The organism is Erwinia piriflorinigrans CFBP 5888 (assembly GCF_001050515.1).
Taxonomy (GTDB): domain Bacteria; phylum Pseudomonadota; class Gammaproteobacteria; order Enterobacterales; family Enterobacteriaceae; genus Erwinia; species Erwinia piriflorinigrans.
In genome coordinates this window covers 767,119-793,699 of sequence record NZ_CAHS01000015.1, presented here as the reverse complement: position 1 = coordinate 793,699, position 26,581 = coordinate 767,119, and the positions used below count along the sequence as shown (strand labels likewise).

Genomic DNA, 26,581 nt, shown 5'->3' with positions numbered 1-26,581 from the left:
TCGCTAACAGCGCTCCGGTGCGCACCATAATGTGCGCATCATCTCTACCAAAAAGGAAGAAACGGTGAAGTGTAAAGGTTTTCTGTTTGATCTGGATGGCACTCTGGTCGACTCCCTTGCGGTGGTTGAGCGTGCCTGGAAAAGCTGGGGTGAGCGCCATGGCATAGCCACTGACGAAGTGCTGAGCTTTATCCACGGCAAGCAGGCCATTACCTCATTGCGCCACTTTATGGCGGGAGCAACTGCTGAGGAGATCCAGCGGGAGTTTGTCGCGCTGGAAGAGCTGGAAGCGGGCGATACCGAGGGCATTCTGGCTCTGCCGGGCGCGCTCCAGCTGCTGGCGACGTTGGATGAATTATCGATTCCCTGGGCTATTGTCACCTCCGGTTCGGTGCCGGTTGCCAGCGCCCGACATGCTGCGGCAGGGTTACCCGCCCCGGCAGTATTTGTCACCGCTGAACGCGTAGAGCGTGGCAAACCGGAACCCGACGCGTATTTACTCGGTGCCCAGCTGCTCGACCTGGAACCCGAAGAGTGCGTGGTGGTGGAAGATGCTGCTGCTGGCATCCTCTCAGGGCTGGCCGCAGGTTGCCATGTGATTGCCGTCAATCCCCCAGCGGATGCTCAACGGCTGGAGGATGTCGATATGGTGCTTGGCTCGCTAGAAGAGTTAATCATTCATAAAAATGCTGATGAAAGCATCAATGTTTACCGCAGACATTAATGCTGTCTGATTCCATATCAACGCCGGGGGGACTCTTCCCGGCGTTGACTATCCCCCCCTCTTTATCTCCATCTTGATGACCTGAACAGATGCCTCGCCCCTGCGGACAGAAGCATCGTTAACACGGAGATACATTTATTTTTCAGTGGGTATAGCTTGGGAAAGGCTCATAAGAAATGACAAAAATTACAAAATACGCCACTAAAGAGTGGCCACCTTGATAATAAAGTTGTAATGGCCGCAAGGTGCTGGAATAGTGTCAGGGATGGTCATAATTATTTGACTAGGGGCAATGACTTCATAGCACCAGGCGTGCTGATATTTTTTTTTAATATGTCTTGTAAATTTTTCTTTGAGAGTGAAGGATCTAGTAAGCAAGGAGTGCTGGATAATCCCAACCGTCCAGGAACAGGATTGCCTTTTATTTCAAGCTGGTATTATCGATGATTCCCGCCAGGCGTGAATTTCGTTGGCCCGATAAAAGATCAACCTGCAGCAATATATTTTCGCGACTCACATAAACGCTGAGGGTTTATTCCTTCTTAGTGTCAATAACCCGTTCCCGCCGTTTAAACCCATTTGAATAAAATGGATGCCCCATGCGTCAGGAGGGCTGCAATCTCCATAAGGAATGCTGGGGCGGGATTAGCCAACGCTGAAAATCATGACATTACCCTGTTATTTTCAATAAAAGCTTCTGCATGGAAAGTGTGGAGGGGTTTTTATTGCATTATCGACTCAGTAATGTAAGGGTTTGTTGTGAATTCGACATTTAATATAAATGGATATTATTAATGCGAGATATTAAACAGGTTTCCGTCGCAAGCGATCGGACTTCTTTGCTCAATGTCACTTCAGAAAGCCTCAAGGAGGATGTTGGCTGCGGCGTTCGGAAACTCACACCGAATATTACCTCTCTATCAAATTTTGCTGATGAAAACAGTTCGCCATGCGTTTTTTCTCCCGGCCAGCCCTTAAAATCAGTGCCCAGTTTTTTGAGCAAATTTCTGCCGTGGAGCGATAAAGATCGTGAATCTTCTGTAGATATTGAATTACAGGAAATTTGCACTACAGGAAGAGAACTGCAACGGCTAGCCGATGGCTATGCCCATGTCCGACCGCAACCTGATTCATGTCTAACCCCAGCTTTTCGCATTAACGGAAAATTAGGATGGTTTTCTGCCGCAGCTTTACTCACGACTGGCATCGGAGCCTTCGCATACAGCCGAGAGCTATTTGGTACAGGTAATCAGGACAGCCCGTTGACTGACCCAACCCATACCCACAGCACATCTGCAATGCGAGGAGTCACTTCGTTGCCAGAGCCTTTACCCATAGCTGCCCCAATCTGGGTACCCAGAGAGAGCACCACCACTAGCGAAATGCCCGACGATGTTAAGATTGTGATGAAGGATTTCTCTTGTATTAAAGAAAGAGAAACCCTGACGGCAGTAGATATCTTTCGCAAGATAGGGAGTACGCTGTTAAGTCCGGTTGAGGAATTAGCCAGAGAGTCCCAGGTTATTAATTATCTGAATAATATAGGACATTGTCCTAATGAAGAAGAGATGAAATTTCTCTCGGAAATTACAAGCAAAGTAGATCAGGTTATCAATGCGGTTATATCTCTCATTCCTGGTGCGATGTCGGTAGTGATTATAAAAAGAGTAGGTGGGAATTTATTCAAAATGTTTGCGGACAATATGGAAGGTAAACCCGTTGATTTTTATAATGCTTATGCATTAAATGATCAGGTCCTGATGATGGCGAAAATGATCGCTGACTTTTCACCCAAGGATGAAAATGGGCAACTTATCAATGATAAATTAGCATTGCCTGAAGATACTTATCTTGAAGATGGTGATATGACTACATGGATTGATACGGCTAAATACATAATAATCAATAAAAAGGGTGATTTTATTGCACGTGGTAACGACGGTGAATTTCCCACTCGTTATTCTAACCAAAAAAAGTCTTGGTATCTGGTGAGGGATAAGAATGATTTGGCATATCTGCCTTTGTCACCATTGCAAGATGCAAACCCAATTATAATCCCTTACCCGGCCATTGCTGATTTTGAAATAGCCGATGCTTTGAAAGATGTCCGGCCACTTGATGCTAACCTTTTCAGCGCGTCACGACCAAATGATAAAGGCATATATAGATGCCCTAAGGAACAAAACAGATCGGCAATGCAGGCTGTTAAGCTTAACGGCATGTTTTATCGTGTCAGTGCGGGGACGACTAAAAAGAGGATGGCTATTTATGAAAAAACAGAGTCAGAAATAATCATGTACGACGGAACATGGTACCTTGCCACTAAGGATAAGCGCGCCGAGGTTAAATCTGTTCCCTGTAGAGTAAAAAGATCGCCCTATTCATTATGTATGAGTTACTCGCAAGATCTGAATGAAGTCCTTACGGCTAATCGTGATTACGCCTCAAGCCCACTGACTTTTAGCTGGTTAAGAAGTGATAAGGATAATCCTGCCATTTTGGTGTCCGAAAATAACAAAAAATATATACAGCATAATGGTGCCGTTTTTAAAATTAAAGTCGTTTCACCTATCAATTCTGATGTCATGGGTAGCAGCGAAATACGTATCTTTGGTAAGAAAAGAACGGGGTTGTTTAAGAGAAAAAATGACTTTTATATCACCAGTGCTTATTTTAGTGAGTTAAAAGGGAATGGTTATCTATATAGTAAGATTGAAAATGTCATGGAAACGCTTTATTTGCCCAGATCGATAGCAGAAGCCTACCAGTCAGTTAAAGATTTCGAACGTGCTAAGGGACAAATCACATCAGAAGAATATGCCAGTATTAGAGCGTACGGCGGGGTAAGTTATCGTGATATAAATGATTTTATCTATAATGGAAGACTAAATGATTATACTGATTCTGAACGTAAAGCCACGGTGATTTCACATATAAAAAATATCCGAACGCTGTTAAAAAAATTACCGAGTATTGATGGTGTAGTATACAGGGGAAGCCAGCTTACTACCCTGGGAGCTAAAGCTTTTTCCGAGCTCAAAGCCGAAGATATTATTTCAAGTCGTAAGTTTATTTCTGCCTCAATGGATCGGGCGGTGGCAAATATTTTCGCAGCCGGACCTAATGCTATTCGTTATACTATCCACGTTAAAAAATCCGCTCATCCTATATTAACTTTTACAGGGAAACTTAGGGAAGCCGAAGTAATAATTGAGGATAATGTCCTGTTCAGGTGTGTTTATGTCTATGGCAGGGACGTTGTTCTGGAAGAAATCGTGAATCCATCTACTCACGACATGAGAAGATTAAAAAATGTCTATATATGATTTTCATATACCATTTTGACTAATGAAACTACGGTGATGAATAATTTAGTTTTTAATAATGGCGATCGGAAGAAGTACTTGGCATCATCTTTATATCGCCCCGGAAGTTTATCTAAATCTATTTTTGACAAACTTTATTGCAACCACATTATCGATAATCTTTTAGCTATTGAAAATCCATGAGGGTAATTTCTAATTTTAAAGGGTTTTAATCATGCCACATATTACATATGCAGCCATAGCTGTTGCTCAAAATTCTGTGCTAACTGCGTCCCAGGAAGAAAGCGGCGGTAGTCATGACTATGCCAGTCGGGGGCTTATCCCAAGTGTTATCTCTGTTTCAGATTCGGCTATTGAAATGACTTCGTCTCCTGTATCGTCTTTCTGTCAATGCAGGAAAAATGTTTTCAAATGGTTTTGTGATTGTAAATCAGAAGAAAAGTTGGCAAAGGATACGCAGTGGCAGGAAGTTCTGCTTAAAGGAAGAGAATTAAAACGGCTTGCAGAAGACGGTGTCCGAATCATGCAGCAACAGGATTCACCGCCTGTTTATAGTTTTAAACTGAACAGGAAATTCATGTGGTTTGCTGGTGCTGCGCTGGTTACTACAGGGCTGGGGACTTTCACATACGGCCGACAGCTATTCGGTGCGGGTCTTTCATCCTCCGACCAGCACAATACCGGCAGCACAGCCGCGATGGGCAGCAGGGAGGCCTTTTTGTCTCCAGAGCCTTTACCCACGGCTGCTCCAATGTTAGCACCCCGAGAGAGCACCACCCACAAAAAGCCGGAGGACATTAAGCGTGTGAAGATGGATTTCTCTTGCATTGAAGAGAGAGAAACCCTGACGGCAGCAGACATTTTACGCAAGATAGGCAATACGCTGTTAAGCCCGGTTGAGGAGTTAGCAAGAGAGTCCCAGGTCATTGATTATATGGATAATATGCGACGTTGTCCCAATGATGAAGAGATAAAATCTCTGTCGGTAATCACCCGTAAAGTGGATCAGGTTGTCAATGCGGTTGTATCTCTGATCCCCGGTGCGATGCCAACGGTGATTGTGCAAAGAATTGGTGGGACCTTATTCAAAATGTTTGCTGACAATCTGAATGGGAAAACCGTCAATGTGCAAAACGTCGTTGAGTTAAATAATCAGGTTCTGATGGTGGCAAAGATGATTGCTGATTTTTCAACAAAAAATATAAATGGTCAGCCGGTGGATAAGCAAGTCGGTCTTCCAGAGCAAACGTATATGAATAAAAACCTCGTGCATATTTATATTAAGGGTGATGAATATCTTTTATCTCATCAGGGGAATAAATATATTGCTACCAGAGGTGAAAAAGAACTGGAGGTCAGCTATTCGAATAAAAATAAGATCTGGTTCCCAGTTGAAGAAACTTTGGCTATAAAAGATACTATCCTGAACAGACATGAGAATCTACCGGGAAAGATGATATCTCACGCTGATGTTATCGATCTTAAAATGGCGCGCACTTTGCAGGATGTCCCGCAACTTAACGCTAAACGTTTTATCCGAACCCAGCCAAATAATAAAGGGATTTATCGATATTCTATATCGGGTAAAAAAAATAATAAAATGGCTGTAAAGCTCAATGGACAATTCTATTGCGTGCGCAAGGGGACGGCACAACCGTATCTGACGCTTGATAGTCGACCGGATATTGAAATAGTTAACTATTACGGTAAATATTATCTTACCAGTCAGGAGGAAGGCGTCGGCGTAGCCTATTCGCCCTGTCGCGTAACAAGATCTCCTGTTTTACCCTGCCTGGCATTTTCTGGAGATGTAGAGAGAATACTCAAAAATAATCTTGATGCAGGGATGAGTCCAGACAAAGTGGGGGAGTTAAGTGCTGGTAAGAAATTCCCTACTATTCTTGTGTCCGGCAACGGGAAAAACTATATCAAGCATAATTCGCTACTGTTCAGGGTAAAAATAGTCCAGGAGGGGTCGGCCCGTTATAACAAGGAGACAGAAGTTCGTATTTTTGCCAGAAGACGCAGTGGTTTTTTAAAGAGAAAAAAAGAATTTTATATTGGTAGCGGCTATTTTAGTCCGGTTGCAGGGGACGGAGTTTTAACCACTAAAATTGAAAGTACTATGGAAGTTTTTAAATTTACCAGGCCAACAGCGGAAGCTTACCATTTACTTCAGGACTTCGATAATAAAAACGGAGGAATAACCTCAGGTGAATATGAAAGTATTCGCGTGTACGGAGGTGCCAGTTATACCACTATCAATGGCTTTCTGTTGGACGATATGCCTGAAGAGTACATCAGTCCCCATATAAGAGAAAGTGCATTTCAGCATGTTACAAACATCAGAAAAATGTTGAAAAAACTGCCGGTCATCCACGGTATGGTTTACCGGGGATGTATACCCGGTAAACAGGGGATGAAGGCATTCGCTGAACTAAAACCCGGTGATATCATTTCAAGTAAAAAGTTTATATCTGCTTCTACTGAGCAGCAGGTTGCCAGAAATTTCGCAGCTGCTGCCAATGGCGTGCGTTATAAAATAGCCGTTGAAAAAGCGGCACACCCGGTCATGCTTTATACGGGTAAACTTACTGAGGCAGAAGTATTGATTGAAGATAATACCATCTTCAGATGCAAGGCCATTAGCTGCAGGGATATCGAACTGGAAGAGGTGGTGAATCCGTCAGGCGATGAATTAGCGAGGTTAAAATATATCTTTATCTAATTTTATCGTTATTCACTTTTGATGCAGGCCTGACCAGCTTATTCATACCAACCCGTTTTTCTGGCCAGCCGTTATAGGGGTGAGTTACAACGATTCCTTACTGATTTCGTCCAGTGACAGGCTGAAGCTGGGAACAAACACCTGCATAAAATAATCCATCTCTGGGCTGTGGCGTTGTGACAGGGTTTTCTCCAAACGTGCCTTTGCCATCAGAAATTCATTGTTACCGGCAGACAGCTCCTCCAGACATTTCAGATAGGCACAAAGCGCATCAGCCTGCTTGACAATGGCCGTCTCCGCCTCGCTGTGCTGATGTTCGTCGATCAGTGGCGCGTAGGCTGAGCGAAGCTCTTCAGGCAGCATCTCAATCAGCTTGTCCCGCGCAATTTTCTCAATTTTTTTGTACTCATGGGCAATCTGCGCATTGTAATACTTTACCGGAGTGGGCAGATCGCCGGTAAGCACCTCGCTGGCGTCATGATAGATCGCCATCAGGGCAATACGTTCTGCATTCAGGCTGCCAGCGAAACGGGCGTTTTTAATCAGCGCCAGCGCATGGGCGACCATAGCGACCTGTAGACTGTGTTCCGAGACATTCTCCGTGCGCACATTGCGCATCAGCGGCCAGCGGTTTATCAGTTTCAGACGGGAGAGGTGAGCAAAGAAGTGGCTGTGGAGCATGGTGAATTTTCCCTTACAGCATAATACGAGGGGCGACGCGAACCGCCCCCGAAGAGAAGCCCTAAAGCTGACGATAGCCGCTCAGGAATCGGCCAAACTTGCCGATAGCCATTTCCAGTTCATCGACACGCGGCAGGGTAACGATACGCACATGGTCGGGCCACGGCCAGTTAAATGCGCTGCCCTGTACCAGCAAGACTTTTTCCTGTAGCAGGAAATCCAGCACCATTTTCTGGTCGTCATGAATGTTGAATTTCTTACTGTCGATTTTAGGGAACATGTACAAAGCGCCATCGGGCTTGACGCAGCTGACGCCTGGGATCTCGTTAATCAGCTCCCATGCGCGGTTGCGCTGCTCGAACAGTCGGCCACCGGGCTGGATAAACTCACTGATGCTTTGATAGCCGCCAAGCGCCGTTTGGATGGCGTGCTGTGCCGGTACGTTAGCGCACAAACGCATGGAAGCCAGCATCTCCAGCCCCTCAATATAGCCTTTGGCATGCTTCTTCGGCCCGTTCAGCACCATCCAGCCCTGACGGAAACCCGCCACGCGGTAGGTTTTCGATAAACCGTTAAAGGTGATGGTAAGCAGGTCCGGTGCCAGAGCGGCAATGGAGTGGTGTTGAGCGGCGTCGTACAGGATCTTGTCGTAAATTTCGTCAGCAAAAATGATCAGATTATGCTGGCGCGCCAGTTCAACAATCTCCAACAGCAGCTCTTTGCTGTAGACAGCGCCGGTTGGGTTATTTGGGTTAATAATCACGATACCACGCGTGCGCGGGGTGATTTTGCTGCGTATATCGTCCAAATCCGGGAACCAACCCGCGGACTCATCGCACAGATAGTGCACCGCTCTACCGCTGGATAGCGAAACGGCCGCTGTCCACAGCGGATAATCAGGGGCGGGTACCAGCATTTCATCGCCGCTATTGAGCAATGCCTGCATGGATTGCAAGATCAGCTCGGATACCCCATTACCGATGTAGATAACTTCTACCGTGATATCGCGCATGCCTCGGGCCTGATAGTGCTGCATGATCGCTTTACGTGCCGAATATAGCCCTTTTGAATCGCAGTATCCCTGGGCGCTTGGCAGATTGCGGATCACATCAACCAGAATTTCGTCAGGGGCTTCGAATCCAAATGGGGCTGGATTACCGATATTCAGCTTGAGGACTTTGTTACCTTCTTCTTCGAGGCGCTTAGCTTCTTTTAACACCGGACCGCGAATGTCGTAACACACGTTGTCCAGCTTGTCGGATTTCTCAATTGGGGTCATTTTTGTTGCCTTAACTGGCGGAACCGCGTTCCTGCCGTGGAAAACTTAACATGGCACAATGTACTCCTCTCCTCACTGGTTTTGAAGGGGAGCAGAGGGCTTCGGAGGGTTTAAGGCGGTTTTTTTCTTCTGCTGGTAACGGGAGGTATCCAGCACACATATCTGAATGACTCTGCTGTTATTTGAGTTTAGTGCGATATTTTGACCTGGTCAGGTATTTTAGGGTGTGACGTACCGATGACGATTCCTGACAAGGCCTGCTGGCTCAGAAAATGATTAATTATCTATATATTAATGCGAATCGAAACTGTCAAGATTAGCTTATTTGTTAGTGCGTTTTACGAGCTGTAGAAGAGACCGACTGACATGAAAGGAGCTGCCCTCTCTCATGATATCTTCTGCTGATAATTGTGTTGAAATGTGACTTATAGATGGTTTTTATGATGCATAGCGCTGTATAGCGTGTGATAGCCTCTGAAATCTTACTTTAGTGAAGAGAATAATCAGGTTTGGGCTTAAAAAGTGAACGGCAGTATGTCAGGATAATGTTCAGAGGACTTGGCACCTGATGCACGAGGCCCTGAAGGAATAAAAATAACATTTTTATTCCGTATATTGATAAGTAAATCTTAATATTTACGCTGCGATCCAGCGTGCTGGCAATTTAATTTTCAATGGTTGTTTTAGACTAACAGCACTGCAACTCATCTCCTGTTGAGTTTTGTCGGTGTGAATTAACTATAACGACGCGGCTTCCTGCAACTTATGGGTTTGTGCGGCGTGCATGAGTGATGTATCAGATGAAGGAATCTTTTCGCAGCAATCTGTTCGGCATCAGTCGAGTAGAGTGACCAGAGTAAAGAATACTTATTTGTCTGCGAGTCAGGTAATGCAACAGAGTAATTTTTTTGATTGCTAAACACTTTAACCATTATGCAATTGTTACAAGTTTATCTCATTGATAAACAGAGTAATAACACCAGGGTAGCTGTTTGTAAAAACTTATAAAAGTGAAGATATAACATGACTAGTGCAAATCGTCCGATACTCAATCTTGACCTTGATCTGCTAAGAACTTTTGTTGCCGTTGCCGATCTGAATACATTTGCCGCGGCTGCGGCAGCGGTGTGCAGAACGCAGTCGGCAGTGAGTCAGCAAATGCAGCGCCTTGAACAATTGGTTGGCAAAGAATTGTTCGCCAGACATGGACGTAATAAATTATTGACTGAACACGGTATTCAGCTGCTTGGCTACGCCAGAAAGATACTTCGCTTCAATGATGAAGCCTGTACCTCACTGATGTACAGCAATATTCAGGGGGTTCTGTCCATTGGTGCCTCTGATGATACATCAGACACGATTTTGCCGTTTATGCTGAACCGGGTGACCTCGCTTTATCCTAAGCTGGCGATCGATGTTCGCGTTCAACGCAATCCGTTCATGATGGAAATGCTCAATCAGGGCGAGGTTGATCTGGTTGTCACCACTTCCAGCCCGATGAATTTCATCTGGCAGGTGCTGCGCACGTCACCCACTCTGTGGTATTGCGCGGCGGATTACATGTTCCAGCGTGGCGAAGCGATTCCTTTAGTTCTGTTGGATGAGCCAAGCCCTTATCGCGATCTGGCGATAGACCATCTTAATCAGGCCGGTATTCCGTGGCGTATCTCATATGTCGCATCGACGCTTGCTGCGGTTCGTGCGGCGGTGAAAGCGGGTCTGGGCGTTACCGCTCGTCCGGTCGAGATGATGAGTCCCGAGCTGCGCGTCATGGGGGCTGCCGAAGGTCTGCCAATGCTGCCAGATACCGAGTACCTGCTGTGCCGCAACCCGGATAGCAACAACGAGCTGGCGCTGACGATTTTCAATGCAATGGAGTCCGGCAACGATCCGTACCACCTGCGTGCGGGTTCTCAGGACGGTTCGGCATTTGCGGATGAAGAAGAGTAATTTTTTTAACGAAAACGAGTATCCTTTTCATTAAAAACTGATTTTTCCCTTTTACTCCATAAAAAAAGCCCTTTGGTCAGCATTTTGACTGAAGGGCTTTTTTATTGATAAAAAACCTATCCGTTTTATGCCTTAATGACTCTAAAAATTTATTCATACCTCAAGCTATTTACCTTGGGCTCAAAAAAAACTTTCCCGGAACTTCCCGCATTCCGTTTTCACCAGAAGGGCATTTTGACGGTCAAAATCTGCCTGTTTTTTTATCATAAACCCTTAAACTGTGTGCTGGATCAAAAAAATAGCTTCTGGAAGGGGAAGGAAAAAAAGATTATTCCTGCCAAAATAGGCCAGAATAAATACCGACATTCTGCAGGGTTTTGCCCGCTACGCTCGTCAACGCATGTTGTGACTGACTCGATTTAGCTCGCTAAAAGCGCATCATGTGTTAATTTAATGTTCTCAATGTAAAATAATGTGCTGATTGTTTTGTCAAAGTTGACAAAAGGTAAGGTAAAGGAGTAAAAACCACATAAAACTACTGGCTTATTGATGAAACCAGTATAAATTGTATGGTTTTTACATTGTTCCCTTGAATCGATGTGGTGTGTGAGCTGCCATTTATTAGAGCAGGACGCGTAGCGCCACTTTTGGTGAGTAAGTCAGAGTATGTCAACAACCACAGAAGTCGTCGCCCATCACTGGGCATTTGCTGTTTTCCTGATCGTCTCAATAGGTCTTTGCTGCCTGATGTTGGCGGGAGCATGGTTTTTAGGCGGAAAAGCCCGTGGAAGGCACACAAATACACCTTTTGAATCCGGTATTGCTTCCGTTGGCACTGCGAAATTGCGTCTGTCCGCCAAGTTCTATCTGGTCGCCATGTTCTTCGTCATCTTCGACGTTGAAGCGCTCTATCTCTATGCATGGTCGACCGCCATCCGCGAAAGCGGCTGGGTTGGCTTTGTCGAAGCCGCTATTTTCATTTTGGTCCTGCTTGCTGGTTTGTTTTATCTGGTTCGCATTGGCGCGCTGGATTGGGCTCCTGCCCGTCGTCAGTTTGACGTCAAACCAACCACCATCTCGCACGCCAACCGTCACAAGCAGTAACAGCGAGGCAAAAACACATGGACTATACGCTCACCCGCATAGACCCGAACGGTGAGAATGACCGTTATCCCCTGCAAAAACAGGAGATTGTTACCGATCCCCTGGAAAAGCACGTTCATCAAAATGTCTATATGGGCAAGTTAGAACATGCTCTGCACGATATGGTGAACTGGGGGCGTAAGAACTCCCTTTGGCCGTTTAACTTCGGTCTTTCCTGCTGCTATGTCGAAATGACCACCTCGTTTACTGCGGTGCACGATGTGGCGCGCTTTGGCTCGGAAGTGATTCGTGCTTCGCCGCGCCAGGCTGACTTTATGGTGGTGGCGGGAACCTGTTTCACCAAGATGGCCCCGGTGATACAGCGCTTGTATGACCAGATGCTGGAACCGAAATGGGTGATCTCAATGGGAGCCTGTGCCAACTCCGGCGGTATGTACGATATCTATTCCGTGGTGCAGGGCGTTGATAAGTTCCTGCCGGTAGACGTCTATATTCCTGGCTGTCCACCGCGCCCCGAAGCCTATATGCAGGCACTGCTGCTATTGCAAGAGTCGATCGGTAAAGAACGACGTCCATTATCATGGGTGGTCAACGATCAGGGCGTCTATCGCGCCAATATGCAGTCCGAGCGCGACAGGAAAAACGCAGAGCGTATTGCCGTGACTAATCTGCGTACCCCTGACGAAATTTAACCCAGCAGTTGATGGATGTGGTCAGAAAAAGCGCAATAAAAACATAACGTAATATGCGCTGACCCCCTTGACGCCAACACTGAGCGCCTGTCCGTCAGGCCAGAATGGTGAACAACTTATGACAGATTTAACCACGCAAGATCTCGCTCAGCCGTTATGGCAAACCCGCGATCACCAGGATGACCCGGCGATCGGCGAGCTGCGTAATCGTTTTGGGCCTGATGCCTTTACCGTGCAAGCAACCCGTACCGGCGTGCCGGTAGTCTGGGTGAAACGTGAGCAGTTGTTAGAGATCGTCGAATTCCTGCGCAAGCTGCCAAAACCCTATGTGATGCTGTATGACCTGCATGGTATGGATGAGCGCCTGCGCACCCATCGTGCCGGGTTACCGGCGGCGGATTTTTCCGTTTTCTACCACTTCATCTCCATTGAGCGTAACCGCGATATCATGCTCAAGGTGGCGCTGTCAGAAAACGATCTGCATGTGCCGACCCTGACGAAAATTTTCCCCAATGCTAACTGGTATGAGCGGGAAACCTGGGAGATGTTTGGTATTAATGTGGTCGGCCACCCGCACCTGACGCGCATTATGATGCCGCAGAGTTGGGAAGGGCACCCGTTACGTAAAGATTATCCGGCGCGCGCCACTGAATTCGATCCTTTCGAGCTGACCAAGCAGAAAGAAGATCTGGAAATGGAATCCCTGACCTTCAAGCCTGAAGACTGGGGCATGAAGCGCTCTACCGCCAATGAGGACTTTATGTTCCTCAACCTCGGCCCTAACCATCCATCGGCGCACGGGGCATTCCGCATTATATTACAGCTGGACGGTGAAGAGATCGTCGACTGCGTGCCGGATATCGGTTATCACCATCGCGGTGCCGAAAAGATGGGTGAGCGCCAGTCCTGGCACAGCTACATTCCCTATACCGACCGTATCGAATACCTCGGCGGCTGCGTCAATGAAATGCCGTACGTGCTGGCGGTAGAGAAGCTGGCCGGCATTAAAGTGCCGGAACGCGTGGATGTGATCCGCGTGATGCTATCAGAGCTGTTCCGTATCAACAGCCACCTGCTGTACATCTCCACCTTTATTCAGGACGTTGGTGCCATGTCACCGGTGTTCTTTGCCTTTACCGATCGCCAGAAAATTTATGATGTGGTGGAAGCCATTACCGGTTTCCGTATGCATCCGGCCTGGTTCCGCATCGGCGGCGTGGCGCATGACCTGCCGAAAGGCTGGGAACGTCTGCTGCGCGAGTTCCTTGACTGGATGCCAAAACGCCTGAAAGCCTATGAGCAAACCGCGCTGAAAAACTCGGTGCTGATTGGCCGTGCCAAAGGGGTTTCTGCCTACAACATGGAAGAAGCGCTGGCATGGGGAACCACCGGTGCCGGGCTACGCGCCACCGGGCTGGATTTTGACGTGCGTAAATGGCGTCCTTACTCCGGCTATGAAAACTTCGACTTTGAAGTGCCGATTGGTGACGGCGTCAGCTGTGCATACAGCCGTGTGATGCTGAAGATGGAAGAGATGCGCCAGAGTATGCGCATCCTGGAACAGTGCCTGAACAATATGCCGGCCGGGCCGTTTAAAGCCGATCATCCGCTGACCACGCCGCCGCCGAAAGAGCGCACGTTGCAGCATATCGAAACCCTGATCACCCACTTCCTACAGGTTTCCTGGGGCCCGGTGATGCCAGCCAACGAATCCTTCCAGATGATTGAGGCGACCAAAGGGATCAATAGCTACTACCTGACCAGCGATGGCAGCACCATGAGCTACCGCACCCGCGTGCGCACGCCCAGCTTCCCGCACCTGCAGCAGATCCCTTCAGTGATCAACGGCAGCCTGGTATCCGACCTGATCGTATACCTCGGTAGTATCGATTTTGTTATGTCAGACGTGGACCGCTAATTATGCACGATCAAAGAATTGCGATCGAAACGATCGATGAATCCGGTGCTTTTGTGCTGAGTGCGGCAGAACGTGACGCCATCGAGCATGAAAAGCATCACTATGAAGACGCGCGTGCTGCCTCGATTGAAGCGCTGAAAATCGTACAGAAGCAGCGCGGCTGGGTACCCGACGGCGCGATTGGCGCCATTGCAGAGGTGCTGGCTATTCCAGCCAGCGATGTGGAAGGGGTGGCAACGTTCTACAGCCAGATCTTCCGCACGCCGGTGGGTCGCCATGTGATCCGCTACTGTGACAGCGTGGTGTGCCATATCACCGGCTATCAGGGCATTCAGACCGCGCTGGAAGCAAACCTCAACATCAAGCCGGGACAAACCACGGCGGATGGGCGCTTCACGCTGCTGCCAACCTGCTGCCTCGGTAACTGCGACAAGGGGCCGACGATGATGGTGGATGAAGATACTCACGTCCATCTGACGCCGGAAAATATCGCCAACTTACTGGAGCAGTATCAATGAGACAGATTGTGCGTACTGCCGAAATGCATCCGCTCACCTGGCGCATGCGTGAAGATAAGCAGCCGGTATTTCTTGAGGAATACCGCAGTAAGAACGGCTATGCCGGGGCGGAGAAAGCGCTGAAAAGCATGGCACCGGATGACATCGTTAGCCTGGTGAAAGACTCTGGCCTGAAGGGGCGCGGCGGTGCCGGTTTCTCCACCGGGCTGAAGTGGAGCCTGATGCCGAAAGATGCGTCGATGAACATCCGTTATCTGCTGTGTAACGCGGATGAGATGGAGCCGGGCACTTACAAAGACCGCCTGCTGATGGAGCAAATGCCGCATCAGCTGGTGGAAGGCATGCTGATCAGCGCCTTTGCCCTGAAGGCTTACCGTGGCTATATCTTCCTGCGCGGTGAATACATTGAGGCCGCCGTTAACTTGCGCCGGGCGATTGCTGAAGCCACCGAAGCGGGTCTGCTGGGCAAAAATATTCTCGGCACCGGCTTTGATTTCGAACTGATCGTGCATACCGGCGCGGGCCGCTATATCTGTGGTGAAGAAACTGCGCTGATTAACTCGCTGGAGGGTCGCCGCGCTAATCCGCGTTCCAAACCGCCTTTCCCTGCATCTGCTGGCGTCTGGGGCAAGCCAACCTGCGTCAACAATGTTGAAACTCTGTCGAACGTGCCCGCTATCCTCGCCAATGGCGTTGACTGGTACAAAGGCATCTCCAACAGCGAAGATGCCGGCACCAAGATGATGGGCTTCTCCGGCCGGGTGAAAAACCCGGGCGTTTGGGAGCTGCCGTTCGGGACGACCGCGCGCGAAATTCTCGAAGAGTATGCCGGTGGCATGCGTGACGGGCTTAAATTCAAGGCGTGGCAGCCGGGCGGGGCGGGGACTGACTTCCTCACCGAACAACACCTCGATCTGCCTATGGAATTTGCCAGCATCGGTAAAGCCGGTAGCCGTTTGGGAACCGCGCTGGCGATGGCGGTAGACCACGAGATCAATATGGTGTCGCTGGTGCGCAACCTGGAAGAGTTCTTTTCCCGTGAATCCTGCGGCTGGTGTACCCCATGTCGTGATGGCCTGCCGTGGAGCGTGAAAATTCTGCGCGCGCTGGAACAAAAGCAGGGGCAGCCGGGGGATATCGAAACCTTGCTACAGCTCTGCCGCCAGCTTGGCCCGGGCAAAACCTTCTGTGCACATGCGCCGGGTGCCGTAGAGCCACTGCAAAGCGCCATTAAATACTTCCGCGAAGAGTTTGAAGCGGGTATGGCACCCCAGGTATACAGCAACGCACACGCGATTAGCGGCATCCAGCCCAACCTGTTAAAGGCGCGCTGGTAAGCAAAGTTTAACGCTCGTGCCAGCACGAGCCTTATGGAAGCATGTTCACTATGGCTACAATCCATGTAGACGGTAAAGAATATGATGTTGATGGTGCCGACAACCTGTTACAGGCCTGTCTGTCCCTCGGCCTCGATATTCCTTATTTCTGCTGGCATCCGGCGCTCGGTAGCGTCGGTGCCTGCCGCCAGTGTGCGGTAAAGCAATTTCAAAATGCCGAAGATACCCGTGGTCGCCTGGTTATGTCCTGCATGACTCCGGCGTCTGACGGCACCTTTATTTCGATTGATGACGGCGAAGCGAAAGAGTTCCGCGAAAGCGTGGTGGAGTGGTTGATGACCAACCATCCGCACGACTGCCCGGTGTGTGAAGAGGGCGGTAACTGTCATTTGCAGGATATGACGGTGATGACCGGTCACAGCTTCCGCCGTTACCGTTTCACCAAGCGTACCCACCGTAATCAGGATCTGGGGCCGTTCATTTCCCATGAGATGAACCGCTGCATCGCCTGCTACCGCTGCGTGCGTTACTACAAAGATTATGCCGACGGCACCGATCTCGGCGTCTACGGTGCCCATGATAACGTCTACTTTGGTCGTACCGAAGATGGCGTACTGGAAAGTGAGTTTTCCGGCAACCTGGTAGAAATCTGCCCGACCGGCGTATTTACCGATAAAACCCACTCCGAACGCTACAACCGCAAGTGGGATATGCAGTTTGCCCCCAGCATCTGCCAGCAGTGCAGCATCGGTTGTAACACCAGCCCGGGGGAGCGCTATGGCGAACTGCGCCGTATCGAAAACCGCTATAACGGCACGGTTAACCACTATTTCCTCTGTGACCGTGGCCGCTTTGGCTATGGCTACGTTAACCTTAAAGATCGTCCACGCCAGCCGATGCAGCGCCGTGGCGACGACTGGATCGCGCTGAACGCTGACCAGGCGATGCAGGGGGCGGCCGACGTGCTGCGTCAGGCGAAGAAGGTGATTGGTATTGGTTCACCGCGCGCCAGCGTGGAGAGCAACTTTGCGCTGCGCCAGCTGGTGGGCGCAGAAAACTTCTCTACCGGTATCGCGGCTGGCGAGCAGGCGCGGCTGGAGCTGATGCTACAGGTGCTGCGCGACGGCGGTATTCATACCCCGGCGCTGCGTGAAATCGAAAGCTATGATGCGGTGCTGGTGCTGGGTGAAGATCTGACCCAGACCGGTGCGCGCGTGGCGCTGTCGGTGCGCCAGGCGGTAAAAGGCAAAGCGCGTGAGATGGCGGCGGCACAGAAGGTGGCCGACTGGCAGATCGCGGCGATCCTGAATATTGGTCAGAACGCCAAGTATCCGCTGTTTGTCACCAACGTTGATGAAACCCGGCTCGATGATATCGCCGCCTGGAGCTACCGCGCGCCGGTGGAAGACCAGGCGCGTCTCGGCTTTGCCATTGCCCATGAGCTGGACGCCAGCGCACCGGCGGTGAGCGACCTTGATAAAGCGCTGGCCGCTAAAATTGACGTCATCGTTCAGGCGCTGGCCGGGGCGAGAAAACCGTTGATTATCTCCGGCACCCATGCGGGTAGCGAGGCGATGATTCAGGCGGCGGCCAATGTGGCTAAAGCGCTGAAAGGTCGCGGAGCCGATGTGGGGATCACCCTGCTGGCGGCAGCGACCAACAGCGTTGGCCTGGGGCTGATCGGTGGGCATTCCCTGGATACGGCGCTGGCCGAACTGACCAGCGGTACCGCCGATGCGGCGATTATCCTCGAAAACGATCTTTATCGTCACCTGCCAAAAGCCACCGTCGATGCGGCGCTGAGCAACACGCAAAACGTGATTGTGCTCGACCATCAGCGCACCGCGACCACGGAAAAAGCCGGCCTGATCCTCTCCAGCGCCAGCTTTGCTGAAAGTGATGGCACGGTGGTCAGCCAGGAAGGTCGCGCCCAGCGTTTCTTCCAGGTTTACGATCCGGCTTACTACGACGAAAAAGTCCAGATGCTGGAAAGCTGGCGCTGGCTGCACTCGCTTCAAAGCACCATCAACAGCCGCGAAGTGGACTGGAGCCAGCTCGATCATGTGATTGATGCCTGCATCGTGGCCCTGCCACAGCTGGCGGGGATCAAGCAGGCCGCGCCGGATGCCAGCTTCCGCATTCGTGGTCAGAAGCTGTCACGCTCTCCGCACCGCGCCAGTGGACGCACGGCGATGCGCGCCAATATCAGCGTGCACGAGCCGCGCCAGCCGCAGGACAAAGACAGCATGTTTGCTTTCTCTATGGAAGGGAACAACCAGCCGGGCGCGGCCCGCTCACAGATCCCGTTTGCCTGGGCGCCAGGCTGGAACTCACCGCAGGCATGGAACAAGTTCCAGGCCGAAGTCGGCGGCCAGCTGCGCAACGGCGATCCGGGCGTGCGCCTGATCGAAGCGGGTAGCGCGCAGCTGAGCTGGTTTGAAAATATTCCCGCTGCTTTTGCGGGGGCGAATAACAGCTGGCGCGTAGCGCCGTATTTCCATCTGTTTGGCAGTGAAGAGATGACCCAGCGCTCCCCGGTGATCCAGCAGCGTATGCCAGATGCTTACCTGATGGTGAACCCGCAAGATGCGGCGAAACTCGGCGTTAACGCGGGGACGACCCTGGCGTTTAACTGTCAGGGTGAAACCCTGCGTCTGCCGGTTCGCTTTTCCAGCACGCTACAGGCAGGGCAGGTGGGTTTACCGCTCGGTCTGCCCGGTATTCCGCCGTTCCTGTCCGGGGCAAATGTTGACAATCTGCAGGAGGCGGCACAATGAGCTGGCTGACACCGGAAGTTATCGACGTCATTATCGCCGTGGTTAAAGCCTTAGTGATCCTGTTTGTGGTGGTCGGTTGCGGTGCGTTTATGAGCTTCGGCGAACGCCGTCTGCTTGGCCTGTTCCAGAACCGTTACGGGCCTAACCGTGTCGGCTGGGGCGGTTCGTTACAGCTGGTCGCCGACATGATCAAGATGTTCTTTAAAGAGGACTGGATCCCGCCATTTACCGACCGCGTTATCTTTACCCTGGCACCGATGATTGCCTTTACCTCGCTGCTGCTGGCGATGGCAATCGTACCGGTCACCTCCACCTGGATGGGCGCTGACCTGAATATCGGCCTGCTGTTCTTCCTGATGATGGCGGGGTTGGCGGTGTATGCGGTGCTGTTTGCCGGCTGGTCGAGCAACAACAAGTACTCGCTGCTCGGCGCGATGCGCGCCTCGGCACAGACTCTGAGCTACGAAGTGTTCCTCGGTCTGTCGCTGATGGGCGTGGTGGCGCAGGCGGGTTCGTTCAATATGGTTGATATTGTTAACAGCCAGGCGCACCTGTGGAACGTGATCCCGCAGTTCTTAGGCTTCCTCACCTTCTGCATCGCTGGAGTGGCGGTGTGTCACCGCCATCCGTTCGACCAGCCGGAAGCCGAGCAGGAACTGGCCGATGGTTACCACATTGAATATGCCGGCATGAAGTTTGGCCTGTTCTTTGTCGGTGAATATGTTGGCATCGTCACGGTTTCCGCACTGATCGTCACGCTGTTCTTCGGCGGCTGGCAGGGGCCGTGGCTGCCACCGATTATCTGGTTCGCGCTGAAAACAGCCTTCTTTATGATGATGTTTATTCTGATCCGTGCTGCGTTACCGCGCCCGCGCTATGACCAGGTGATGTCGTTCGGCTGGAAAGTTTGTCTGCCGTTGACGCTGCTGAATCTGCTGGCGACTGCCGCAGTGATTCTCTACACGGCGCAGTAAGGGGTTAAGAACATGACGTTAAAAGACATTGTCGTTGGATTTGGTACCACGGTTCGCAGTATCTGGCTGATAGGTATGAACGCCTTCGCCAAACGCGAAACCCTGATGTACCCGGAAGAGCCGGTCTATCTGCCGCCGCGTTATCGTGGGCGCATTGTGCTGACGCGTGACCCGGACGGCCAGGAACGCTGCGTGGCCTGTAACCTTTGCGCGGTGGCCTGCCCGGTGGGCTGCATCTCCTTGCAGAAAGCCGAGACGACTGACGGCCGCTGGTACCCGGAATTCTTCCGCATTAACTTCTCGCGCTGCATTTTCTGTGGCCTGTGTGAAGAGGCTTGCCCGACCACTGCGATTCAGCTTACCCCGGACTTTGAGCTGGGTGAGTTTAAGCGTCAGGATCTGGTGTATGAAAAAGAAAACCTGCTGATTTCCGGCCCGGGTAAATACCCGGAATACAATTTTTACCGGATGGCGGGTATGGCGATCGACGGCAAAGATAAAGGCGACGCTGAAAACGAAGCCAAACCCATCGACGTCAAGGGCTTGTTACCTTAAGGAGCCAGGCATGGAATTTGCGTTTTATCTTTGCGGACTGGTCGCGGTGCTGGCGACATTGCGCGTTATCACCCATACCAATCCGGTACATGCGTTGCTGTACCTGATCATCTCATTGCTGGCGGTGTCCGGGGTGTTCTTCTCACTCGGGGCCTATTTTGCCGGTGCGCTGGAAATTATCGTCTATGCCGGTGCCATCATGGTGCTGTTTGTCTTCGTGGTGATGATGCTGAATCTCGGCGGTGCCGAAGTGCAGCAGGAGAAAGACTGGCTGAAACCGGGCATGTGGATTGGCCCGGGGCTGCTGTCTCTGCTGCTGCTGCTCACCATCGTCTATGCCATTCTGTCGATCAACGATCAGGGCATTGACGGCACCATGATTGACGGCAAACAGGTTGGTATCAGCCTGTTCGGGCCTTACGTGCTGGCGGTCGAACTGGCTTCGATGCTGCTGCTGGCCGGGCTGGTGGTGGCGTTCCACATTGGGCGCGAACAGCGTGCCGGTGAGGTTCTGGCTAACCGTCCAGCGGATGCGGCGAAAAGTAAGAAGGAGGAGCGGGCATGATCCCTTTGCAGCATGGACTTATTCTGGCGGCCATCCTGTTTGTCCTCGGGCTGACGGGCGTGATGATCCGCCGCAATCTGCTGTTTATGTTGATTGGTCTGGAAATCATGATTAACGCCGCCGCGCTGGCGTTCGTGGTGGCGGGCAGCTACTGGGGGCAGGCCGACGGTCAGGTGATGTTTATCCTGGCGATCAGCCTCGCCGCGGCAGAGGCCAGTATTGGCCTGGCGCTGCTGTTGCAGCTGCATCGTCGCAGTCAGAACCTCAACATTGATAAAGTGAGCGAGATGCGCGGATGAACCTTCTCTATTTAACCATTCTGTTTCCGCTGATCGGCTTTTTATTACTGGCGTTTTCACGCGGTCGCTGGTCAGAAAACCTGTCTGCCGCCGTCGGCATGGGCTCGGTGGGGCTGGCAGCGCTGGTCACGGCGTATGCCGGGCTTGACTTCTTTCATAACGGGCAACAGGTGTTTAACCAGGCGCTGTGGACCTGGATGCATGTGGGCAATTTCAGGATTGACGTCAACCTGACGCTCGACGGCCTGTCGTTGACCATGCTGTCGGTGGTGACCGGCGTTGGCTTCTTGATCCATATGTTCGCCTCTTGGTATATGCGCGGCGAGGAGGGCTATTCCCGCTTCTTCGCCTATACCAACCTGTTTATCGCCAGCATGGTGGTTCTGGTGCTGGCCGATAACCTGATGCTGATGTATCTCGGCTGGGAAGGCGTCGGTCTTTGCTCTTACCTGTTGATCGGTTTCTACTACAGCCATCCGGCCAACGGTGCGGCGGCGATGAAAGCCTTTATCATCACCCGCGTCGGTGACGTGTTCCTCGCACTGGCGTTGTTTATCCTCTACAACGAGCTGGGAACGCTGAACTTCCGCGAAATGATGGCGCTGGCTCCGGCACACTTCGCTGCCGATAATCATATGCTGCAATGGGCCACCCTGATGCTATTAGGCGGTGCGGTCGGTAAATCTGCCCAGCTGCCGTTGCAGACCTGGCTGGCCGATGCGATGGCGGGTCCAACCCCGGTCTCCGCATTGATCCACGCCGCGACGATGGTGACCGCCGGTGTCTATCTGATTGCCCGTACTCACGGCCTGTTCCTGATGACGCCGGAAGTGCTGCATCTGGTGGGGATTGTCGGCGCGGTGACGCTGGTGCTGGCAGGCTTTGCGGCGCTGGTGCAAACCGATATCAAGCGCGTGCTGGCTTACTCAACCATGAGCCAGATCGGCTATATGTTCCTCGCGCTTGGCGTGCAGGCCTGGGATGCGGCGATCTTCCATCTGATGACCCATGCCTTCTTTAAGGCACTGCTGTTCCTCTCTTCCGGTTCGGTGATCCTCGCCTGCCACCACGAGCAGAACATCTTCAAAATGGGCGGACTGCGTAAGAGCATCCCGTTGGTGTATGTCTGCTTCCTGGTCGGCGGCGCGGCGCTGTCGGCGCTGCCGATGATCACCGCAGGCTTCTTCAGTAAGGATGAGATCCTTGCCGGGGCGCTGGCCAACGGCCATCTGAACCTGATGATTGCCGGGCTGGCCGGGGCGTTTATGACCTCCCTGTACACCTTCCGCATGATCTTTATTGCTTTCCACGGTAAAGAACAAATTCATGCGCATGCCGGCAAGGGCATCACCCATCATCTGCCGCTGCTGGTGCTGTTAATTCTCTCGACCTTTATCGGTGCCATGATCGTGCCGCCGCTGCGTGGCGTACTGCCGGAGACCAGCGAACTGGCGCACGGCAGCGTGCTGACGCTGGAAATCGCCTCTGGCGTGGTGGCGATTGTCGGTATTCTGCTGGCGGCCGCGCTGTGGCTGGGCAAACGCACGCTGGTGACTGCTGTGGCTAACAGCGCGCCGGGGCGTTTCTTCTCCACCTGGTGGTTTGCCGCCTGGGGCTTTGACTGGCTGTACGACAAAGTCTTTGTTAAGCCATACCTGTTTGTGGCCCGGCTGCTGTCGCGCGATCCGTTGAATTCCCTGATGAATATCCCGGCTCTGCTGGCACGCGGTGGTAACAAAGGGCTGGCGTTCAGCGAAAACGGCTATCTGCGCTGGTATCTCGCCTCAATGAGCATCGGTGCCGTCGTGGTGCTGGCGCTGCTGATGGTGATGTAAAGGTGAGTGAGTGGGGTGGCATATTGTTGCCGCACCGGAAAGAAAAAATCGAAAATTTCTCCTGAATGATGGGCGTTATCGGCGAAGGGAGTTTGTTTCCGAGCCGCTTAGCAAGCGGAGCATACTTGAGTATGTGAGCATTGCGAGCACTGCCGGGAAGCAAAATACCGAGCAAGATAGCCCAAACAAAGGACACAATAGGGAACAAATTGCCATGTTACTACCTTGGCTTATTATACTACCCTTCGTCGGCGGCCTGCTGTGCTGGCAGTTGGAGCGTTTTGGCACGAAACTGCCGCGCTGGATTGCCCTGATCGCAATGGGACTGACGTTGGCGCTCTCGTTGCAGCTATGGCTACAGGGCGGCTATTCACTGTCACAGGCCGAAGGCGGCCCGCAGTGGCAGGCTGAGTTCTCCGTGCCGTGGATCCCGCGTTTCGGCATTGCTTTCCATCTGGCGCTTGATGGCCTGTCGTTACTGATGGTGGTGCTCACCGGCCTGCTGGGCGTGATGGCGATCCTCTGTTCGTGGAACGAAATCGAGAAGTGGCAGGGCTTTTTCCATCTTAACCTGCTGTGGATCCTCGGCGGCGTGATCGGCGTGTTCCTTGCCATCGACCTGTTCCTGTTCTTCTTCTTCTGGGAGATGATGCTGGTGCCGATGTACTTCCTGATCGCGCTATGGGGCCATAAAGCCTCCGACGGGAAGACGCGTATTACCGCCGCAACCAAGTTCTTTATCTACACCCAGGCCAGCGGTCTGGTGATGCTGATCGCCATTCTGGCGCTGGTGTTTGTGCACTATAACGCCACCGGCGTGTGGACCTTCAGCTATGAACAGCTGCTGAAAACCCCGATGTCGCACGGCGTTGAATACCTGCTGATGCTTGGCTTCTTTATCGCCTTTGCGGTGAAAATGCCGGTGGTGCCGCTGCATGGCTGGCTGCCGGACGCGCACAGTCAGGCGCCGACCGCTGGTTCAGTTGACCTGGCCGGTATTCTGTTGAAAACAGCCGCCTATGGCCTGCTGCGTTTTGCGCTGCCGCTGTTCCCTAACGCCTCCGCCGAGTTTGCCCCGATTGCCATGTGGCTGGGCATTATCGGTATTTTCTACGGCGCGTGGATGGCGTTCTCGCAGTACGATATCAAGCGTCTGATTGCCTACACCTCGATTTCCCATATGGGCTTTGTGCTGATTGCTATCTACACCGGCAGCCAGCTGGCGTACCAAGGGGCGGTGATCCAGATGATCGCACACGGTCTTTCGGCTGCGGCACTGTTTATCCTGTGTGGTCAGCTGTATGAACGTTTGCATACCCGTGATATGCGTCAGATGGGTGGCCTGTGGTCACGCATCAAATGGCTGCCTGGTCTGTCGCTGTTCTTCGCGGTAGCCAACCTGGGGATGCCGGGCACCGGTAACTTCGTCGGTGAGTTTATGATCCTGACCGGCAGTTTCCACAGCGTCCCGATGATTATCATCATTGCCACCTTTGGTCTGGTATTTGCCTCGGTTTACTCGCTGGTAATGATGCAACGGGCTTACTACGGCCCGGCAAAATCAGAAACGCCGCTGCGCGGCATGTCAGCGCGTGAGTTCCTGATGATCATGGTGCTGGTGGTGCTGCTGGTGCTGCTGGGGGTTTATCCGCAGCCGATTCTGGATACCTCTCACGCTGCGATGAGCAATATTCAGCAGTGGTTTACTGCTTCAATTTCAACTACAAGGCCGTAATTCGCCATGACAATAACTCCTCAACAATTGATCGCGCTTCTGCCGCTGCTGATCGTCGGATTGACGGTGGTAGTTGTGATGCTGTCCATTGCGTGGCGACGCAACCACTTCGTCAACGCCACGCTTGCCGTCGTCGGTCTTAACCTGGCGCTGTTTTCTCTCTATTTTGTCGGTCAGGCTGGGCCAATGGACGTCACCCCGCTGCTGCGGGTTGATGCATACTCGATGTTCTATACCGGGCTGGTCATCCTGGCAAGCCTTGCGACCTGTACCTTTGCCTATCCGTGGCTGGCAACCTACCCGGATAACCGCGAAGAGTTCTACCTGCTGGTGTTGATTGCGGCACTGGGCGGCGTGGTGCTGGCCAGTGCCACTCATCTGGCGTCGCTGTTTATCGGGATTGAGCTAATTTCGCTGCCGCTGTTCGGCCTGGTGGGCTATGCCTTCCAGCAGAAGCGCTCGCTGGAAGCGGCGATCAAGTACACCATTCTGTCCGCCGCCGCCTCTTCCTTCCTGCTGTTTGGTATGGCGCTGGTGTATGCAGACTCCGGTAACCTGGGCTTTATGGCGCTCGGCCGCAACCTGAATGACGGTTTGATCCACCAGCCGCTGCTGCTGGCCGGTCTGGGTCTGATGATTGTCGGCTTCGGCTTTAAGCTGTCGCTGGTGCCGTTCCACCTGTGGACGCCAGATGTTTACCAAGGGGCGCCTGCCCCGGTCTCCACCTTCCTCGCTACCGCCAGCAAAATCGCTATTTTCGGCGTGCTGATGCGTCTGTTTATGTACGCGCCAATGGCCAACAGTGAAGGGGTGCGTACCGTACTGGGTATTATCGCCGTGGCATCGATGCTGTTCGGCAACCTGATGGCCATCTCGCAGAGTAACATCAAGCGCCTGCTGGGCTATTCGTCCATTGCCCATCTTGGCTATCTGCTGGTGGCGCTGATTGCGGTGCAATCCCATCAGCTGTCGCTGGAGACGGTCGGTGTTTATCTGGCAGGTTACCTGTTCAGCAGTCTCGGTGCTTTCGGCGTGGTTAGCCTGATGTCCAGCCCGTACCGTGGCCCGGATGCTGAATCGCTTTACTCCTATCGCGGTCTGTTCTGGCATCGCCCAATCCTTGCGGCGGTAATGACGGTGATGATGCTTTCACTGGCGGGGATCCCGATGACGCTGGGCTTTATCGGTAAGTTCTATGTGATTGCGGTCGGCGTCAGTGCGCATCTGTGGTGGCTGACCGGGGCGGTGGTGCTGGGCAGCGCCATTGGCCTTTACTACTACCTGCGTATGACCGTCAGCCTATATCTGTCGCCACCTGAGCTGATGCAGCGCGACTCCCCGGCGAACTGGGCATTTACTGCCGGTGGCGTGGTGGTGCTGATCTCGGCAATCCTGGTGCTGATACTGGGGGTATACCCGCAGCCGCTGATCTCGCTGGTTAATCTGGCACAGCCATTGCTTTAAGCTAAAAGCTTTTACCAAGCGTCATTAATCGGGCTCCCAGGAGCCCGATTTTTTTCGCGTTTACCGGAGATTTATTGTCGATTAATTCGCCGTGTTTAAGCATGCGTTAAGTTTTAAGGC

18 protein-coding genes and 1 pseudogene are annotated in these 26,581 nt (G+C 51.9%); 17 read left to right on the top strand and 2 right to left on the bottom strand.

Features of this window, described 5'->3' with window-relative positions:
- Positions 1 to 64 precede the first annotated feature (64 nt).
- From EPIR_RS11700 to EPIR_RS11690, 3 genes are all read left to right on the top strand, one after another.
- A complete protein-coding gene (locus EPIR_RS11700; RefSeq protein WP_023655616.1) occupies positions 65 to 724 on the top strand; it encodes a sugar phosphatase in 660 nt (219 codons plus the stop codon).
- Between the two features lie 794 nt (positions 725 to 1,518).
- Complete coding sequence (locus EPIR_RS18295) at positions 1,519 to 4,050, top strand: ADP-ribosyltransferase (RefSeq protein ID WP_023655615.1); 2,532 nt, start codon at positions 1,519 to 1,521, stop codon at positions 4,048 to 4,050.
- A gap of 214 nt (positions 4,051 to 4,264) precedes the next feature.
- The gene (locus EPIR_RS11690; protein WP_023655614.1) at positions 4,265 to 6,778 is read left to right on the top strand and encodes an ADP-ribosyltransferase; all 2,514 of its coding nucleotides are present in this window, start codon (positions 4,265 to 4,267) and stop codon (positions 6,776 to 6,778) included.
- An 84-nt stretch (positions 6,779 to 6,862) separates the two neighbouring features.
- Here EPIR_RS11690 and yfbR read toward each other — a convergent pair whose 3' ends face one another.
- Together yfbR and EPIR_RS11680 are read right to left on the bottom strand one after the other, a co-directional pair.
- Positions 6,863 to 7,459 carry a 5'-deoxynucleotidase gene (gene yfbR / locus EPIR_RS11685; protein WP_023655613.1) on the bottom strand — a complete coding sequence of 199 codons (597 nt, stop codon included), beginning with the start codon at positions 7,457 to 7,459 and terminating at the stop codon, positions 6,863 to 6,865.
- Positions 7,460 to 7,520: 61 nt separating this feature from the next.
- The gene (locus tag EPIR_RS11680; protein WP_023655612.1) at positions 7,521 to 8,738 is read right to left on the bottom strand and encodes a pyridoxal phosphate-dependent aminotransferase; all 1,218 of its coding nucleotides are present in this window, start codon (positions 8,736 to 8,738) and stop codon (positions 7,521 to 7,523) included.
- Between the two features lie 1,023 nt (positions 8,739 to 9,761).
- Between EPIR_RS11680 and lrhA the strand changes: the two genes are divergently transcribed.
- The 14 genes and pseudogenes from lrhA to nuoN all read left to right on the top strand — a co-directional run bounded on the left by lrhA (position 9,762) and on the right by nuoN (position 26,461).
- Positions 9,762 to 10,688: a transcriptional regulator LrhA gene (gene lrhA, locus EPIR_RS11675; RefSeq protein WP_023655611.1), complete on the top strand. Its 927-nt coding sequence runs from the start codon at positions 9,762 to 9,764 to the stop codon at positions 10,686 to 10,688.
- A gap of 666 nt (positions 10,689 to 11,354) precedes the next feature.
- On the top strand, positions 11,355 to 11,792 hold the full coding sequence (nuoA, locus tag EPIR_RS11670) for an NADH-quinone oxidoreductase subunit NuoA (protein ID WP_004158614.1): 438 nt from the start codon (positions 11,355 to 11,357) through the stop codon (positions 11,790 to 11,792).
- Positions 11,793 to 11,809: 17 nt separating this feature from the next.
- A complete protein-coding gene (locus EPIR_RS11665; RefSeq protein WP_012667593.1) occupies positions 11,810 to 12,484 on the top strand; it encodes a NuoB/complex I 20 kDa subunit family protein in 675 nt (224 codons plus the stop codon).
- A 104-nt stretch (positions 12,485 to 12,588) separates the two neighbouring features.
- Positions 12,589 to 14,402 (top strand): annotated as a pseudogene (gene nuoC, locus EPIR_RS11660) (NADH-quinone oxidoreductase subunit C/D).
- A gap of 2 nt (positions 14,403 to 14,404) precedes the next feature.
- Positions 14,405 to 14,920, top strand: coding sequence for an NADH-quinone oxidoreductase subunit NuoE (gene nuoE / locus EPIR_RS11655; RefSeq protein WP_023655609.1), 516 nt, complete (start codon positions 14,405 to 14,407; stop codon positions 14,918 to 14,920).
- Complete coding sequence (gene nuoF, locus EPIR_RS11650; protein ID WP_023655608.1) at positions 14,917 to 16,257, top strand: NADH-quinone oxidoreductase subunit NuoF; 1,341 nt, start codon at positions 14,917 to 14,919, stop codon at positions 16,255 to 16,257. The genes nuoE and nuoF overlap by 4 nt, the downstream gene beginning before the upstream one ends.
- A gap of 50 nt (positions 16,258 to 16,307) precedes the next feature.
- Positions 16,308 to 19,034, top strand: coding sequence for an NADH-quinone oxidoreductase subunit NuoG (nuoG, locus tag EPIR_RS11645; RefSeq protein WP_048697425.1), 2,727 nt, complete (start codon positions 16,308 to 16,310; stop codon positions 19,032 to 19,034).
- Complete coding sequence (gene nuoH / locus EPIR_RS11640; RefSeq protein ID WP_023655606.1) at positions 19,031 to 20,008, top strand: NADH-quinone oxidoreductase subunit NuoH; 978 nt, start codon at positions 19,031 to 19,033, stop codon at positions 20,006 to 20,008. Before nuoG ends, nuoH begins: the two co-directional genes overlap by 4 nt.
- A gap of 12 nt (positions 20,009 to 20,020) precedes the next feature.
- Positions 20,021 to 20,563, top strand: a complete 543-nt coding sequence (gene nuoI / locus EPIR_RS11635; RefSeq protein WP_023655605.1) for an NADH-quinone oxidoreductase subunit NuoI — start codon at positions 20,021 to 20,023, stop codon at positions 20,561 to 20,563.
- Positions 20,564 to 20,573: 10 nt separating this feature from the next.
- Positions 20,574 to 21,128, top strand: a complete 555-nt coding sequence (gene nuoJ / locus EPIR_RS11630) for an NADH-quinone oxidoreductase subunit J (RefSeq protein ID WP_023655604.1) — start codon at positions 20,574 to 20,576, stop codon at positions 21,126 to 21,128.
- Positions 21,125 to 21,427, top strand: coding sequence for an NADH-quinone oxidoreductase subunit NuoK (gene nuoK / locus EPIR_RS11625; protein ID WP_004158589.1), 303 nt, complete (start codon positions 21,125 to 21,127; stop codon positions 21,425 to 21,427). The genes nuoJ and nuoK overlap by 4 nt, the downstream gene beginning before the upstream one ends.
- Positions 21,424 to 23,262 carry an NADH-quinone oxidoreductase subunit L gene (nuoL, locus tag EPIR_RS11620; protein WP_023655603.1) on the top strand — a complete coding sequence of 613 codons (1,839 nt, stop codon included), beginning with the start codon at positions 21,424 to 21,426 and terminating at the stop codon, positions 23,260 to 23,262. Before nuoK ends, nuoL begins: the two co-directional genes overlap by 4 nt.
- Positions 23,263 to 23,476: 214 nt before the next feature.
- Entirely contained in the window at positions 23,477 to 24,997 is a 1,521-nt protein-coding gene (nuoM, locus tag EPIR_RS11615; protein ID WP_023655602.1) for an NADH-quinone oxidoreductase subunit M, read from the top strand.
- Between the two features lie 6 nt (positions 24,998 to 25,003).
- A complete protein-coding gene (gene nuoN, locus EPIR_RS11610) occupies positions 25,004 to 26,461 on the top strand; it encodes an NADH-quinone oxidoreductase subunit NuoN (protein ID WP_023655601.1) in 1,458 nt (485 codons plus the stop codon).
- Positions 26,462 to 26,581: the final 120 nt, after the last annotated feature.